Genomic DNA, 13,519 nt, shown 5'->3' with positions numbered 1-13,519 from the left:
TCAGAAATTTTTTAAAAAGTTAAGCATAATGACAGGCGCTAAAGTGGTTTTCAGAAACTTGATGAAAAGCTGGTTCTTCCACTTTGCACTTTTCTGTTGCTAACGGACATCTCGAATGGAATCGGCATCCACTTGGAATATTTAATGGGCTTGGTACATCCCCTTTTAAAACCACACGCTCTCGTTTGTCATTTTTTTCAACAGATGGAACAGCAGAAAGCAATGCTTGTGTGTACGGGTGATTAGGGTTATCAAACAAGCTTTTCTTATCGGCAAGCTCCACAATTTTCCCTAAATACATCACCGCTACTCTGTCACTAATATGCTTTACCACACTCAAGTCATGGGAGATAAAAAGATAAGTAAGTTCTCTTTCTCTTTTCAACTTCTGCAGTAAATTTAAAATTTGTGATTGGACCGAAACATCTAGCGCCGAAACGGCCTCGTCACAAACAATTAACTTTGGATCCACACAAAGTGCTCTCGCAATTCCAACCCGCTGACGCTGTCCACCTGAAAATTCATGTGGAAAACGATAATAATGTTCTTTCCGCAATCCAACTTCTACCAATAAATTAGAAACGTACTCAAACGTCTCCTTTTTCGGAACAAGCTTGTGCGTATTCACAATTTCAGACAACATCGCTCCTACCGTCATCCGTTGATTCAAGGAACCATATGGATCTTGGAATACGATTTGAAGGTCTTTTCTTCTTTTTCGCAACTCTTTTCGCTTTAACGAAATAAGATCTGTTTCCTCAAATTGAATCGTTCCACTAGTAGGCTCGTGCAGTCGCAAAATCGCTCTACCCATTGTCGATTTCCCACAACCTGACTCACCTACAATCCCTAATGTTTCTCCTTTTTTTAATGTAAAAGAAACACCATCGACTGCTTTTACAACTTGTTTTTTATCAATTGCGAAATGCTTTGTTAAGTTTTCTACTTTAAGAAGAAATGGCTTGTTGGTAGTCTCCAGCACTTGTGTCATTCTGCTCTCCTCCCTCTTGATGGTTCCACTGTTCTGTATAGCTCCAGCATGCAACACGATGGTCATCGATATTGACTGTTGGAGGCTGACTAGCAAAACAAACTTCCTGTGCAATAGGACAACGATCAGCAAATCGGCATCCCACTGGCATGTTATCGGCCGTTGGTACCGTACCTTTGATAACGAATAACTCTTCCTTTTCTTCTTCATTATTAATAGTAGGAATACAGTTTAGTAACCCTTGCGTATAAGGATGCAATGGCTTTTCAAATAATTGGTCTCTCGAAGCTTGCTCCACCGCTTTTCCGGCATACATAACAAGTACTTCATCGGCAACTTCTGAAACGACCGCTAAATCATGGGTAATCATAATAATTCCCATATTCAATTCTTCTTGAAGCTTCTTCATCAACTCTAAAATTTGGGCTTGAATCGTAACATCTAATGCGGTTGTTGGTTCGTCGGCAATTAATAATTCTGGTTGACAACTTAAAGCAATCGCAATCATGACACGCTGCCTCATCCCGCCGCTTAACTCATGTGGATAGGCATCAATTCGCGCTTCCGGTGACGGAATACCAACTAGTTTCAACATATCAATTGCTCGTTGTCTTGCCGCCTTTTTATTCATTTTTTCATGAAGCATAATCGTTTCCATTATTTGTCGTCCGACTGTATGGACAGGATTTAAAGACGTCATCGGCTCTTGGAAAATCATTGATAATTTCTTTCCACGAATTTTACTCATTTGTTTTTGTGTTTTTTTCGAAAGATCGTCATCCTTAAAGAGAATTTGACCGCCGTCAACTTTCCCTGTTTTCGGTAAAAGTCCCATGATTGATAAAGACGTAAGACTCTTTCCACAGCCTGACTCCCCTACGACGCATAATGTTTCTCCTTTATTCACATGGAAGCTGACTCCGTCAACAATCGTTGTTTTGTTCTTTTTATTTTCAAATGCTACTTTTAAATCTTTTACGTTTAATAGTGCTTCACTCATCGCTGCTTCCACCACCTTTTTTCTGTCGTTTAGGTAAATTTTTAGTGTATGGAAATAAATCCTTCTCACAAACACGATATACTCTTATTAACTCCGCTACTGGATTCGAATGTTCATCCACCCGCAAATCGATATAAGGATATTGTTCGGTATCTACTATATAAAGTGCCGCCGATTGCTTGCCTCGTTTATCTCCACCTGCTTCTTGACCACTCTTTAAAACGTCTAATAACTTTTCCGGAAAAGATTTTTGAGATGTTTCGTACGTCCTTTTCATGGCATCCAATGTTTCTGGGCCAGTCAGCATATTACCTGCTACAACAAACCCTTCGCCCAGGTGATGACCCTGCCAAGGCACCGTGTCACTTCCCGTATACCCAAGAACCTCTCCATTGTTTGAAACGATTGCCAGTTGTCTTTTCTCCTTTTCCTCATCTGCGGCTAAAAGCTTTTCTAGTACTTCTTCCGGAGAAAGACCACTTTCCAAATAATTCAAACCATCTATACCGTAAAAAGGATTTACTAGCGCCTGTGTAGCAATCGCTCCGACTCCGGCCTTTACATATGGAGCGAGTGAACCAACCGCTGGACGTGCTGTCGATACGGCAACACCGAGCATCCCTGTCTCCGGACATCTCGCTGTAATCGAAAATGTTGAAAAAACTACCATACTACCTTCCCCTTACTTCGTTTTCGGATCTAGCGCATCACGTAATCCGTCACCAAATAGATTAATAGCTAAAACAGTTAAAAAGATAAACAGTCCAGGGAATAAAGCAATCCAAGGAGCATCAGCCAAGTACCCTTGACCACTTGAAAGCATCGCACCCCAGCTTGGTGTCGGTGGTTGTGTACCAAGCCCTAAGTAACTTAAGGAAGCTTCCGCAATAATTGCTCCTGCTATTGCAAGTGTTGCCTGCACTAAAATCGGTCCGAGACAGTTAGGGAAGATATGCACAAAGATAATTTTCAAATCACTTATACCAGAAGCTCTCGCCGCTTCCACATATTCTCGTTCCCTTTGACTTAATACTTCTGCCCGCATCAAACGAATAAAGTTTGGCGTAAAAACAATTCCAATTGCAATCATGGCATTTTCTAAACCAGCACCAAGTACTGCAGCCAATGAAAGTGCAAGCACTAGTGATGGAAAAGATAATAACGCATCGGTAAATCGCATAATGATAAACTCATCGAGAACCCCTCGATAATAGCCTGAAAATAAACCGATTGGAATTCCAATAATTAAGGCAATCCCAACAGAGATCATTCCAGCTTTCAATGATACTTGTGCTCCGTATATAACACGGCTTAGCAAATCTCTCCCAAGCTCATCGGTACCAAACCAATTTTCAGCACTTGGTCCTTGAAGAAACTTCGTATAATCCTGTGCCGTAGGATCACTCGGTGCAATAACTGGAGCGAAAATCCCCGTCAAAATAAGCAGGAGTGTAAAGATTCCCCCAAACACAGCTAATTTATTTTGTAAAAACCTACCTGCCATTTCTTTGAAAAACTTCTTTTTCGGACTAATTTCTTTTACTTTATAAACATTTTCCTCCACTTTCACATTCGCTGCTCCCATTATGACTTACCTCCAGAAAGCTTAATTCTCGGATCAAGGATGGAATATAAAATATCTACAACAAAGTTAACGACAATGACGGCCAAGGCCATAAACATAACAGCACCCTGAACTACCGGAAAGTCTCTCGTCAAAATAGCATCAACTACTAATCTACCAACCCCTGGAATCGCAAAAATTGTTTCGGTAATTACCGCTCCACCTAAGAAAGAACCTAACTGTAATCCACTTACAGTAATAACTGGGATCAACGCATTTCTCAACGCGTGGCTGATAATAACCGATTTTCCTAACAACCCTTTTGAATAAGCAGTTCGTATATAATCAGCATTTAAAACCTCAAGCATCGAAGACCTTAACATTCTCGTAATCTCTGCAGAAAGTCGAACACCTACTGCAAATGCTGGTAAAATCATTAGCAATAAACTTTGCTTCCAATCATCCCATATGGACACATAACCAGAAGGTGGTAACCACTCTAGCGTTACGGCAAAAATGAAGATAAATAGGATTCCTAGAAAGAAAGGCGGAATGGAAACACCTGATAAAGCAAATGTTGTACCGAGATAATCCCAAAGTGTCCCTTTTTTCGTAGCAGAAATAATCCCTGCAGGAATAGCAATAAGTAGCGAAATAGCAAATGAAAATACCGTTAATTGAAGCGTAACCGGAACCTTCTGCATCAATACTGTTAATACTGGTGTATTATCTTTTAGAGATGAACCGAAATCACCTTGGAAAATGCCACCGATCCAGTTCAAATATTGTTGATAAAGAGGTAGATTCAAGCCCATCTTTGCTCGCAATGCCTGCACCGCTTCATCTGTCGCTTCTTGACCAAGCATCATTCTAGCCGGATCTCCCGGGGTGATATGTACAAGCGAAAAAATAATAATACTAACCAAAAGTAAAATGACAATCATAAGTCCTAATCTACGAAGTAAAAATCGACCCACGTCTGTACCTCCTTTAAACCATTTTGTAAAAAAAAGCGCCATAGGGTTCATCGTTCGCGAACCCTATCGGCATGTTCAAAAAACTAATTTTCTAATGAAATGTTATGGAATCTCATCATTGTATCTGGAATATGTTTGAAATCTTTTACATAATTTTTGTACGCTTTATAATCTGTTTCATGATAAATGAAGATAAATGGAACTTCTTCTTGACCAAGTTTCATAGCTTGAGAGTATAACTCTTTACGTTTTTCTTGATCACTTTCAGAACGAGCATCATCTAATAACTGGTCCATTTTTTCATTCGAGTAACCATAATTGATTGTTCCATCCGTTCTGAATAAAGAGTGAATATTACCATCTGGATCAATACGTCCGCTCCAACCAAGTCGTATTGCATCAAATTCGTAATTATCCATTTGATCAATCATCGTACCGAACTCTACCATTTCAATCTCCACTTTGATTCCAGCCTCAGCAGCCATCGATTGAATCATTTGTGATACTTGCTCTTCAACAGGTGAAGGAGCCAATTTTAATGTGAAAGAGAATCCATCAGGGTAGCCTGCATCACTCATAAGTTGTTTTGCTTTTTCAATATCTCTTTCTTTCGGTTTAATGCTTTCATCATATGCCCATGAGCTAGGTGCAATCGCACTTGCAGCTGGAACAGCCGTACCATGCAGTGCAACTTTAATAATTGCTTCACGGTCAATAACTAAATCCAATGCTTGACGAAGTGCTTTGTTGTTAAAAGGTTCACTCTTATGATTTAGGTAAAGTCCTTGGAAACCAGGTCCAGGTACTTCTGAAAGAGTGATATCACTATTATTCTTTAATTCTTCTACATCTTTTGGTGGGATTTTATTAACAATATCGGTTTTACCGGAAACAAGGTTTGTCTTTCTTACATTTTCATCCGTGTATGGACGATAAACGATCTTATCAACCTTAGGTGCCCCGCCCCAGTAATCTTTATTTGCTTCGACTACAATTTTGTCTTGCTTCACTCGTTCAACAAATTTGAATGGACCTGTTCCAACTGGAGAATTACTAAAGTCTTCTCCTTTTTCTTCCACAGCTGTCGGAGAAACCATCATTCCCGCTCTGTCAGATAAAACAGATAGGAATGGGCTGAATGCTTCTTTCAACTGAACCTTCACTGTAAGGTCATCGACAACTTCAACTGTTTCAATAGAGCTGATTTCCGATGTACGAGCAGTACCGATGCTTGGATCAAGCATACGCTCTAAATTGAACTTTACCGCTTCTGCATTAAACGGTGTGCCGTCATGGAATGTAACACCCTCTTGTAAAAGGAACGTATATGTTTTCCCATCCTCTGAGATTTCCCACTCTTTCGCAAGTTGAGGAATAATATTTAAGTTTTCATCGACATCGACCAATTTGTCATAAATACTTTGGTAAACCTGTCGATCAACAGCAGCAGTAGAGAAATGTGGATCCAATTGCGGTGGATCAGCATCTAATCCAACATTTAATGTATTCCCTTCTTTCTTGGAAGTTCCGCTATCTGCGCTCTCCCCACTTTCAGAACTACTACTTTGTTCGCCACCACAAGCGGCCAAAACGAGAACGATTAATGAAATAAGTACTAGCACGAAATAATTCTTCTTTTGCAATATTCTTCACTCCCTTTTGTTATGTAGATATTCTACTTGTAGTTGACTTACATTATGTCTGTTTTTTTCGCAAATCAACTACGAAAAGTAAGGATATTTTGATTTATTCTTACTTTTTTTAAAATTTTAATTTATTATAATACATGTATTTTTAAAAATCTACAAATTTTCTGATAAAAATAATATTTTTGTAATAATAGGTGTTTTTCCGTATAAATTTGTTATTTAATAACATTTTATAGCGTTTATTTTGTATGCGTTTTCATTTTGTGATTCATGTATTATTGATGAGTGTGAATAAATATTCATATTACATGGTAAAAAATGTATCATTCGTTTATGAACCAGTATTCATTTCGGTACGCGAAGGGAGTGAATGATTGACGGAGAGTGGATTGAGCATTTGTTAAGGGTTCTTTCTTTTATAGATGGTATATATTCATACTGCAGTTTGTCATAGAGAAAATGGGCTTTGGAGAAGAGAATCGGTGTAGTTACGTTGACTATTTGGGTATGCGGTACCTTGGGGTCTGGCACATTTCAATGGCTTTGGGTCTGGCACCTTGGGGTCTGGCACTTTTCAATGATTTTGGGTCTGGCACCTTGGGGTCTGGCACTTTTCAATGATTTTGGGTCTGACCCCTAGGTTCCGGAGTCAAATTTGAACATTTGTATAATGTAACAAAAAATAAAAAAACCAACCTTTATGGTCAGTTTCTATTTTCCTTATTTTAATAGATACGAAGAAATACAATCGAGGGATGAATAGAATCCTTAAAGTTTAAGCCCACTTCTACTTTTAAATCTCCGTAATAGGATATGACTTTCCACTCGTGAGATCCCTTCTAGCGAATAAAGCTCATTGTTGATAAACTGTTCAAGCGCAATAAAGTCTTCGACAAGGACATGCATGTGTAATGTACTAGGACCCGTCATTTGATAGCAGCTGGCAACGCGGGGATTATCTGCAAGAGCTTGGGCAACTTCAACAAGATAAGATGGTTCACAATCAACCTCAAAGAATGCTGATACACCCATCCCGACCTTCTCCGAATTAATAACAACACTAAAACGTTCAATGATCCCCTTATTCATTAACTGACTAACCCTCTCCCGAACCGAAACCCTCGAAAGATTTAACTCCTTGCCAATATCGACATAAGAAAGCCTTCCATTTTCGGTGAGGAGCTGGAGAATTTTACGATCCACTTCATCAATCTTCATTCCAACACCACACTATTTAGAATTTTTTGTATTTTTATTATAGCAATAAACCGTAGTCTGTCAAAACATTTTTGCCAAATCGCTAAAAAGCACCCCACAACACAGTGCAGGGTGCTCATGAATATTTTATTAAACTAATAAATTAGCTGTTCGTTTCAATCAACCCATACTTCCCATCACGACGCTTGTACACGATGTTGGTAGCATCTGTATCTGCGTCTGTGTAAATGAAGAAGTTATGGCCCAGTAGGTTCATCTGAAGAATCGCTTCTTCGCTATCCATCGGTTTAAGATTGAACTGCTTCGTGCGGACTAATTCCATCTCGTCCTCTTCTTCTGTTTGCACCGCAGTACCACTTGGAGCAACATTCTTCAAATCCTCTTGCGCTGCAAAGAACTCTTTCGGACTTCCTTGCTCACGCATCTTACGGTTTACTCTTGTTTTATGTTTACGAATTTGTCGTTCTAATTTATCAACAATTAAATCAATTCCAGCATACATATCTTCATGACGTTCCTCTGCACGTAACACTAAGTTCGGCATCGGAATCGTTACTTCCACTTTTGTTTGTTTATCAGGATACACTTTCAAATTAACATGTACCGTTGCATCAGGAGTTTCATTAAAGTAACGTTCCAACTTTCCAATCTTTTTCTCCACGTGCTCGCGAATAGCTGGAGTTACCTCAATGTTCTCGCCTCGAATGTTGTAGTTCAACATGTAAACTCCTCCTTTAAATAAAAGCTTGTATATATATTTCTATATTTACCCTGTGAAATCCTTCTTAAACTTTTAGATTTTTTGTCGAAATGGAAAGATTTTTTTATGTGGACGAAGGTTATTTGAAAATAGAGTGTGGATGGTGGACAATCTAGTTTATGTTTTGGGGGATGGCTTTATTCTATTCATCTGTTGAATATTTCCTTTTATTCAACAGATGAATTTTCAAGTAAATTCACCTGTTAAAATCTTAGCTAAATTCAACTGTTGAATTGATGGTGCTTCATCTCCACATAAAACTTATAATGGCTTTTAGATCCATTATTCGTATGAGCAAGAATCCTATCCGTATGAACATGTTTATTCGATTGGTTAGTAACAAAGGCCTTGTAACTAGACCAGCGATATTCTTCTGGTTTACTAGTAATCCCTGCCTTAACAGGGTTCAAATGGATATAGCAGCTCGTGTCCATCATTTGCTTTGAATTCCTAATCAGAACTGACTTATAACGGCCTTCAAATAAATGTCCGCTAAAGCCATTTTTCTTATTAAAATATCTCGCATAGCGATAGTGAATATGATGAATGATTTTGCCAGGAGGGTGTTCCTTCGTTTCAAGGAGAAGATAAATGTGGTTTGTCATAAGGCAATAAGAGTGAAGAATAAAGGGATATTTTTCTCGGGCATCTTCCAAAATTCTAAGGTACTTGAGCCTGTCCGTGTTGGTTCGAAATATTGAGTACCTTCGATTTCCACGTGCGGTAATATGGTACATGGAGCCAGGTGACCATTGTTTTGTTGGAGACATAACATCTTCCTTTCGTTAGATAATTTTGACCAAAATACTTATTCTAGTTGTGGCTGTAAAACTCCTGCAGGTTTTGTTACTTTTTCTAGTTGAACATAAGTCTAGCTTTGGGGTGGAGGGGTATCTTTGTTTGGCTGTTGAATTTTGTTCGTTTTTTGACAGGTGAATTTTTGGTTTTATTCAACTGTTGAATTCCTCTCTTTTTTCAACAGATGAATTCCGGTCCATATTCAACTGTTGAAAAAAGACGCATTTTCATCTGTTGATTTTCATTAGATATTCAACAGATGAATCATAACCCCCAAACTAAAAAACCCCCGGCGCATCAAACGCCAAGGATTCCTTAATTTCTTATAAACGGCTTCATAACCTTCTCTACTTCCATTTTCCAAGCAGAAAATGCCGGAAATAAACTCTCTTTGATAACCTTCTCTTTTACATTTTGGTCGTTAAAGTTACCTTCTAGTTTTAACGCTTGGTTTGGTACTACATCGAACTTCTCTAGTGTTGTCAAAACCTCGTTCTCCTCTTGGAACAATTCCTTTAACAGCTGATTACTGCTTTCTATTTGACCTAGTGCAGCAAAAATATCGGATAACACTAGATCGCCTTCTGTTTTGCTGTAATCATCAAAGCTTGATTCTACGTATTCAAATGCTTCTTCTACTGTTTGGAGCATTTCTGTGTATTGGTGAATAAGCGTGTATTGTTTTTCGTCTAGTTGCTTGATTGTTGTCATCGAATCACCTATTTCCTTTTGTCGTAATAGACTCCATCAAATTGCATGTTTTCGTATGGATTGGAGTATTTTTTGACGTTTGTTTTCTTTTTATTGATTCCGTTCATGTCGCGTTTTATTTCTTCTCGCAATAGGGAAAGTTTTTGATCGATGACTTTATTCATTTTTACCATTTGCTGACCCAGTTCTTTTTCTTTCTCCGAAAAAGGGGGCTGAATATCCTTCAGTAGCCCCTCCCGTTTGTCAATAAGGTTATCAATTCGTTCGATGGTTTGGTCGCGGTCCTGTTCACCTGAGTGAGGTGCTGTTAGGACCTCAAATAGTTCTTTTGTTATGTCAAAGCAGTTTTGAACGGCGGCATTCATTAAACTTGGCCACCTTGACCAGCGTGTTGTTTTTGGCGGTTCACTTGGATAACCTGTTTCCAAGTGTCGCGGAATTCTACGATTAACCCTTCTGCTTCTTCGAGTGCTTGTACATCATTTTTGACGTTTGCATCGATTAAACGACGATTAATAAAGTCATAGAGGGACATGATATTTTTCGACATTTCCACATCCATATTTAACGTAACCATCATTTCGCTTACGATATTTTGAGCCTTTTGAATGTTCGTATTCTTTAATTCTACATTTTTATCTTGGATACCCTTTTTGGCCAGTTGGATAAATTTTAAGCATCCGTTGTATAGCATTAATGTTAGTTCGCCTGGAGATGCAGTTGTTACTGCGTTGTTTTGATAGGTTTGATATGGATTATTAACTGCCATTTTGATTGACACTCCTTTTATTTCTTGCTTTTAAAAATTACATTCCACTGAATTGCTGCATAAGATATGCCGATTGCGAGTTAGCCTGTTGAATTGCTTTTTCCATAGCGGTAAATTGGCGCCAGTAGCGGTCTTCCACTTGTTTCATGCGGTCTTCGAAGCGATCAATTCTATCATCTACATTAGATAGTTCCTTTCCAATCGCAAACTGTTGATTGGTTGAGAAGGCACCTCCCGCTTTTTCATCTAACTTTTCTTTTGTTTTATTTACGGTATCAAATAAACGATGGAGAATCCCCTGTTGAGATTCGACTGTACTGTCTCCTCCACCTCTAAATAAGTTCTCAACGGAATCTGGGTCTTCTTCAATAGCCTTCTTCAGATCCGCTTCATTGATTTCAAGCTTTCCACCTTCTAAATAACTACTCGTTGTTGTAATTCCAATACTAGCAAGTTGGTTAAATAACGGAGAAACATCGACATTTTCAACGGGTTGATAAAAGTCCATCCGCATTTCAGAAAGAACACTTGAAAGAATAGGATCTCTTCTTAATAACCCACTTTTAGCCATCTCCTCCCATTTTTCTTGTTGTTTATCAGATAACGATTCTCTTTGATCATCCGTAAGCGGTTTATAGGAACGATAGTACTCCTCTGAAGTTTTATCCTTAATTTTATCGATTAGTTCGTTATATTTTTCGATAAAGCCCTTAATATTTTCAAATACCTTTTCTGAATCATTACTAACAGACATACTGACACCATTGGGAGTGTCGGTAGCGTCGAATTTTTGTTTAACGGTAAAGGTAACACCGTTCATTTCAAAAGTATTCGAATAACGTTCTGTAGTTAAACCATTGATTTCAAATTTCACATTTGTTCCACCGGTTTCAGTTGCATTATCAGCAGTACTATTAGGATCAGAATCAAATTTTAATAATTTATTTATAAAATCGCCTGAGGTTGTAATTTCTTCCCCACCTACATTAAAATCGCCTGTTTCCGACCTCGTCAACGATACCTGATCAGCGAAAGAATCATAGAACATAGTCACACCCACATCTGAGCTATTGACTTTGTCTATTACAGCATTCAAAGAGTCATCACCTTGAATGAAAAAGTTTTCTTTCAGTTGACCATCTTCATTATGTGTAGTCAAAGAAAAGTTTGTATAGTTTTGAGTATAGTTGGCGGTAATAGTGGAATTAGCCGCCTGTTCATTTGTAAAAGTAATTTTCCCAGTATCCTTATTGATGGTACCAATTACTCCTCCATTTCCATCTTCTAAATTCGTATTCCCGTCCGTATCGGTTGTTTCAGCTAATGTATAATCCGTAGTACCTACAGTCAACGTTAACGAGCTTATCGACCCTTTTGCCAACTGAAACTCTTTTATGGGCTCTTCAAAGGTTCTTTTCTCGGTTTTATTCTTTGCAATATAATCAACTTCAATCGAGCTTTCTTTTTTTATTTCAGTTCCAAATGTAAGGCTTCCGTCATTTTCTACCAATACTTGATTATCTCCAGCAGCCCCTGAAGTGACTACTTCAAACAACTTCCCATTTACTCTTACGTTCATAGGTAGCAAGTTACCACTGTCATCAGTTTTTAATCCTGTCGTCCCTGTTAAGTCTAACTTAAAAACGGTGTCATCTCCTGTTACAGGAATCGTCTGTTTTTCAACGACTCCTGTGGACCATTTAAAGTTCGTAATATCATCAGGATCACCAAGGTCAAATTTAGTAGTTTCGTTAAAAAGACTAGCCGCTGGATCTATTTTATTATTATCATCCATTGATAGCTTTGTTCCATTATTACCGCTACTTCCGTTCACTTTAGTAGCAGCACTCGCTAACTGAGTAACCTCAGTAATAGTATAGGAAGCCTGCGACGCTGCAGTACTTGCCGTTGCCGTAACTTTTGATTCATCCGTCGAAGATGTCGTTCTTGCGCGGAAATTTCTAGTGTATTTCATCTCAGTAAGTTCTGAACGAAAGTCTAACAACAACGTATTAATTTCACGATAATCATCACGTTTCCATTCTAAAATCTGCTTTTCTTGCTTTAATTTATCAAGAGGTATCCGCTCTGCCTTCATTAAGTCAGATACTATGGAGTCGATATCCATACCGCTCGCTAATCCGCCAATCCTCATCTTCTCACTCCTCTAAATCTTTTTATCTACCATTAAACCGACAAACTCGGTCATTGCTGCATACATATCTAGCACTTTTTTCGAAGGGATCTCTTTTACCACTTCTTTTGTGCTGTCATTAACTATTGTTACGTAGTATTCTTTTAACTCATCATGAAATTCAAACTTCAAATGGGTACTGGATGTAGTTAAAAACTCATTCATTCCCCGGACGACACTTTCCACTTTTTCTTTCGTGACAGGCTCTGGTTGTATGGAATTATCTTGTTGCTCCTGTGTCTGAATTTGTTTTACTTCTTGATTATTTTCGCTATTCTCTGGTTTAAGAAATGATTGTAAACTAGTAAATCCACCCATCACTTTTTCAATCATTTTTCTTTCCTCCTATTGGTTGTATATTGATTATATCGGATGGAGGAGGGGGAAAGTTTAGTGGAAAAATGGTGAAAAGATTGAGTAAAATATTGTAGAAATGGATGAGAGGAATTGTAGTTATAATCTAGGAGATTCCTGACTGAAAGCTGTTACTGGACATGTCCCTGACTAGGTAATATTGAGAAAAGAGCTATACACCACCGTTCTATTCTAATGGACAATAGAATGTAACTGTTTTTCAAGGGAAAGCACTTCATTCTTTAAATCGTTCAATTGACCATTTAGTATGTTAATTTCAATTGGTGAAAGCTCATGTTTAAGAGCGTATTCAGCTATCTCTTTCATCTTGTGAAGCTTCTCCTCTATTTCAACTAGGATACGAGATTGTTCCTTACTCCACTGAAGCTGCTGCTCTAGGAATTTTTTCTGTTCTTGTTGGTCTTCATCCATCTTGTTCCCTCCTAGTTAACGGCTTTATATATGTATATCGTAACAGAAGAGATTGAAAGAAACTATTTTATTTAGCACTAAAGTAAGCACGAGAAGTGGATG

The 13,519-nt window shown here is 38.3% G+C and carries 15 protein-coding genes; all 15 read right to left on the bottom strand.

All coding sequences use genetic code 11. The features are described from left to right. Nucleotides 1-19: 19 nt before the first annotated feature. Nucleotides 20-991 carry an ABC transporter ATP-binding protein gene (locus ACFSUL_RS01115; protein ID WP_377931904.1) on the bottom strand — a complete coding sequence of 324 codons (972 nt, stop codon included), beginning with the start codon at nt 989-991 and terminating at the stop codon, nt 20-22. Continuing rightward, the gene (locus ACFSUL_RS01110; RefSeq protein WP_377931902.1) at nt 948-1,991 is read right to left on the bottom strand and encodes an ABC transporter ATP-binding protein; all 1,044 of its coding nucleotides are present in this window, start codon (nt 1,989-1,991) and stop codon (nt 948-950) included. Before ACFSUL_RS01110 ends, ACFSUL_RS01115 begins: the two co-directional genes overlap by 44 nt. Further along, nucleotides 1,984-2,661: a DUF1028 domain-containing protein gene (locus tag ACFSUL_RS01105; protein ID WP_377931900.1), complete on the bottom strand. Its 678-nt coding sequence runs from the start codon at nt 2,659-2,661 to the stop codon at nt 1,984-1,986. Before ACFSUL_RS01105 ends, ACFSUL_RS01110 begins: the two co-directional genes overlap by 8 nt. Nucleotides 2,662-2,673: 12 nt before the next feature. Next, nucleotides 2,674-3,495: an ABC transporter permease gene (locus tag ACFSUL_RS01100; protein WP_377932159.1), complete on the bottom strand. Its 822-nt coding sequence runs from the start codon at nt 3,493-3,495 to the stop codon at nt 2,674-2,676. A gap of 80 nt (nt 3,496-3,575) precedes the next feature. After that, on the bottom strand, nt 3,576-4,532 hold the full coding sequence (locus tag ACFSUL_RS01095) for an ABC transporter permease (RefSeq protein WP_377931898.1): 957 nt from the start codon (nt 4,530-4,532) through the stop codon (nt 3,576-3,578). Nucleotides 4,533-4,615: 83 nt separating this feature from the next. Continuing rightward, nucleotides 4,616-6,175, bottom strand: coding sequence for an ABC transporter substrate-binding protein (locus tag ACFSUL_RS01090; RefSeq protein ID WP_377931896.1), 1,560 nt, complete (start codon nt 6,173-6,175; stop codon nt 4,616-4,618). 774 nt (nt 6,176-6,949) lie between these two features. Beyond that, entirely contained in the window at nt 6,950-7,399 is a 450-nt protein-coding gene (locus tag ACFSUL_RS01085; protein ID WP_071410729.1) for an Lrp/AsnC family transcriptional regulator, read from the bottom strand. A 142-nt stretch (nt 7,400-7,541) separates the two neighbouring features. Next, nucleotides 7,542-8,120 carry a ribosome hibernation-promoting factor, HPF/YfiA family gene (gene hpf, locus ACFSUL_RS01080; protein WP_071410728.1) on the bottom strand — a complete coding sequence of 193 codons (579 nt, stop codon included), beginning with the start codon at nt 8,118-8,120 and terminating at the stop codon, nt 7,542-7,544. 260 nt (nt 8,121-8,380) lie between these two features. Further along, nucleotides 8,381-8,929 carry a transposase gene (locus ACFSUL_RS01075; protein ID WP_377931893.1) on the bottom strand — a complete coding sequence of 183 codons (549 nt, stop codon included), beginning with the start codon at nt 8,927-8,929 and terminating at the stop codon, nt 8,381-8,383. Nucleotides 8,930-9,272: 343 nt separating this feature from the next. After that, nucleotides 9,273-9,668, bottom strand: coding sequence for a hypothetical protein (locus ACFSUL_RS01070; protein ID WP_377931891.1), 396 nt, complete (start codon nt 9,666-9,668; stop codon nt 9,273-9,275). Nucleotides 9,669-9,676: 8 nt separating this feature from the next. Then, nucleotides 9,677-10,033, bottom strand: coding sequence for a hypothetical protein (locus tag ACFSUL_RS01065; RefSeq protein WP_377931889.1), 357 nt, complete (start codon nt 10,031-10,033; stop codon nt 9,677-9,679). Beyond that, nucleotides 10,033-10,437 carry a flagellar export chaperone FliS gene (gene fliS / locus ACFSUL_RS01060; RefSeq protein ID WP_377931887.1) on the bottom strand — a complete coding sequence of 135 codons (405 nt, stop codon included), beginning with the start codon at nt 10,435-10,437 and terminating at the stop codon, nt 10,033-10,035. The genes ACFSUL_RS01065 and fliS overlap by 1 nt, the downstream gene beginning before the upstream one ends. 37 nt (nt 10,438-10,474) lie before the next feature. Next, the gene (gene fliD, locus ACFSUL_RS01055) at nt 10,475-12,592 is read right to left on the bottom strand and encodes a flagellar filament capping protein FliD (protein WP_377931885.1); all 2,118 of its coding nucleotides are present in this window, start codon (nt 12,590-12,592) and stop codon (nt 10,475-10,477) included. Between the two features lie 12 nt (nt 12,593-12,604). Continuing rightward, nucleotides 12,605-12,964 carry a flagellar protein FlaG gene (gene flaG / locus ACFSUL_RS01050; RefSeq protein WP_377931883.1) on the bottom strand — a complete coding sequence of 120 codons (360 nt, stop codon included), beginning with the start codon at nt 12,962-12,964 and terminating at the stop codon, nt 12,605-12,607. 213 nt (nt 12,965-13,177) lie between these two features. After that, the gene (locus ACFSUL_RS01045) at nt 13,178-13,417 is read right to left on the bottom strand and encodes a hypothetical protein (RefSeq protein WP_377931881.1); all 240 of its coding nucleotides are present in this window, start codon (nt 13,415-13,417) and stop codon (nt 13,178-13,180) included. Between the last annotated feature and the right edge of the window lie 102 nt (nt 13,418-13,519).

It is taken from the genome of Bacillus seohaeanensis, assembly GCF_042684945.1.
GTDB classification, from domain to species: Bacteria; Bacillota; Bacilli; order Bacillales; family Bacillaceae_B; genus Rossellomorea; species Rossellomorea seohaeanensis.
The sequence above is the reverse complement of the archived record's forward strand: the minus strand, read 5'-3'. Positions and strand labels throughout refer to the sequence as shown.

Bases quoted from the DNA above. Each gene is read 5' to 3' on its own strand.
- ACFSUL_RS01115 (WP_377931904.1), bottom strand. From the start codon at position 991: ATGACACAAGTGCTGGAGACTACCAACAAGCCATTTCTTCTTAAAGTA.
- ACFSUL_RS01110 (WP_377931902.1), bottom strand. From the start codon at position 1,991: ATGAGTGAAGCACTATTAAACGTAAAAGATTTAAAAGTAGCATTTGAA.
- ACFSUL_RS01105 (WP_377931900.1), bottom strand. From the start codon at position 2,661: ATGGTAGTTTTTTCAACATTTTCGATTACAGCGAGATGTCCGGAGACA.
- ACFSUL_RS01100 (WP_377932159.1), bottom strand. From the start codon at position 3,495: ATGGCAGGTAGGTTTTTACAAAATAAATTAGCTGTGTTTGGGGGAATC.
- ACFSUL_RS01085 (WP_071410729.1), bottom strand. From the start codon at position 7,399: ATGAAGATTGATGAAGTGGATCGTAAAATTCTCCAGCTCCTCACCGAA.
- hpf (WP_071410728.1), bottom strand. From the start codon at position 8,120: ATGTTGAACTACAACATTCGAGGCGAGAACATTGAGGTAACTCCAGCT.
- ACFSUL_RS01075 (WP_377931893.1), bottom strand. From the start codon at position 8,929: ATGTCTCCAACAAAACAATGGTCACCTGGCTCCATGTACCATATTACC.
- ACFSUL_RS01070 (WP_377931891.1), bottom strand. From the start codon at position 9,668: ATGACAACAATCAAGCAACTAGACGAAAAACAATACACGCTTATTCAC.
- ACFSUL_RS01065 (WP_377931889.1), bottom strand. From the start codon at position 10,033: ATGAATGCCGCCGTTCAAAACTGCTTTGACATAACAAAAGAACTATTT.
- fliS (WP_377931887.1), bottom strand. From the start codon at position 10,437: ATGGCAGTTAATAATCCATATCAAACCTATCAAAACAACGCAGTAACA.
- fliD (WP_377931885.1), bottom strand. From the start codon at position 12,592: ATGAGGATTGGCGGATTAGCGAGCGGTATGGATATCGACTCCATAGTA.
- flaG (WP_377931883.1), bottom strand. From the start codon at position 12,964: ATGATTGAAAAAGTGATGGGTGGATTTACTAGTTTACAATCATTTCTT.
- ACFSUL_RS01045 (WP_377931881.1), bottom strand. From the start codon at position 13,417: ATGGATGAAGACCAACAAGAACAGAAAAAATTCCTAGAGCAGCAGCTT.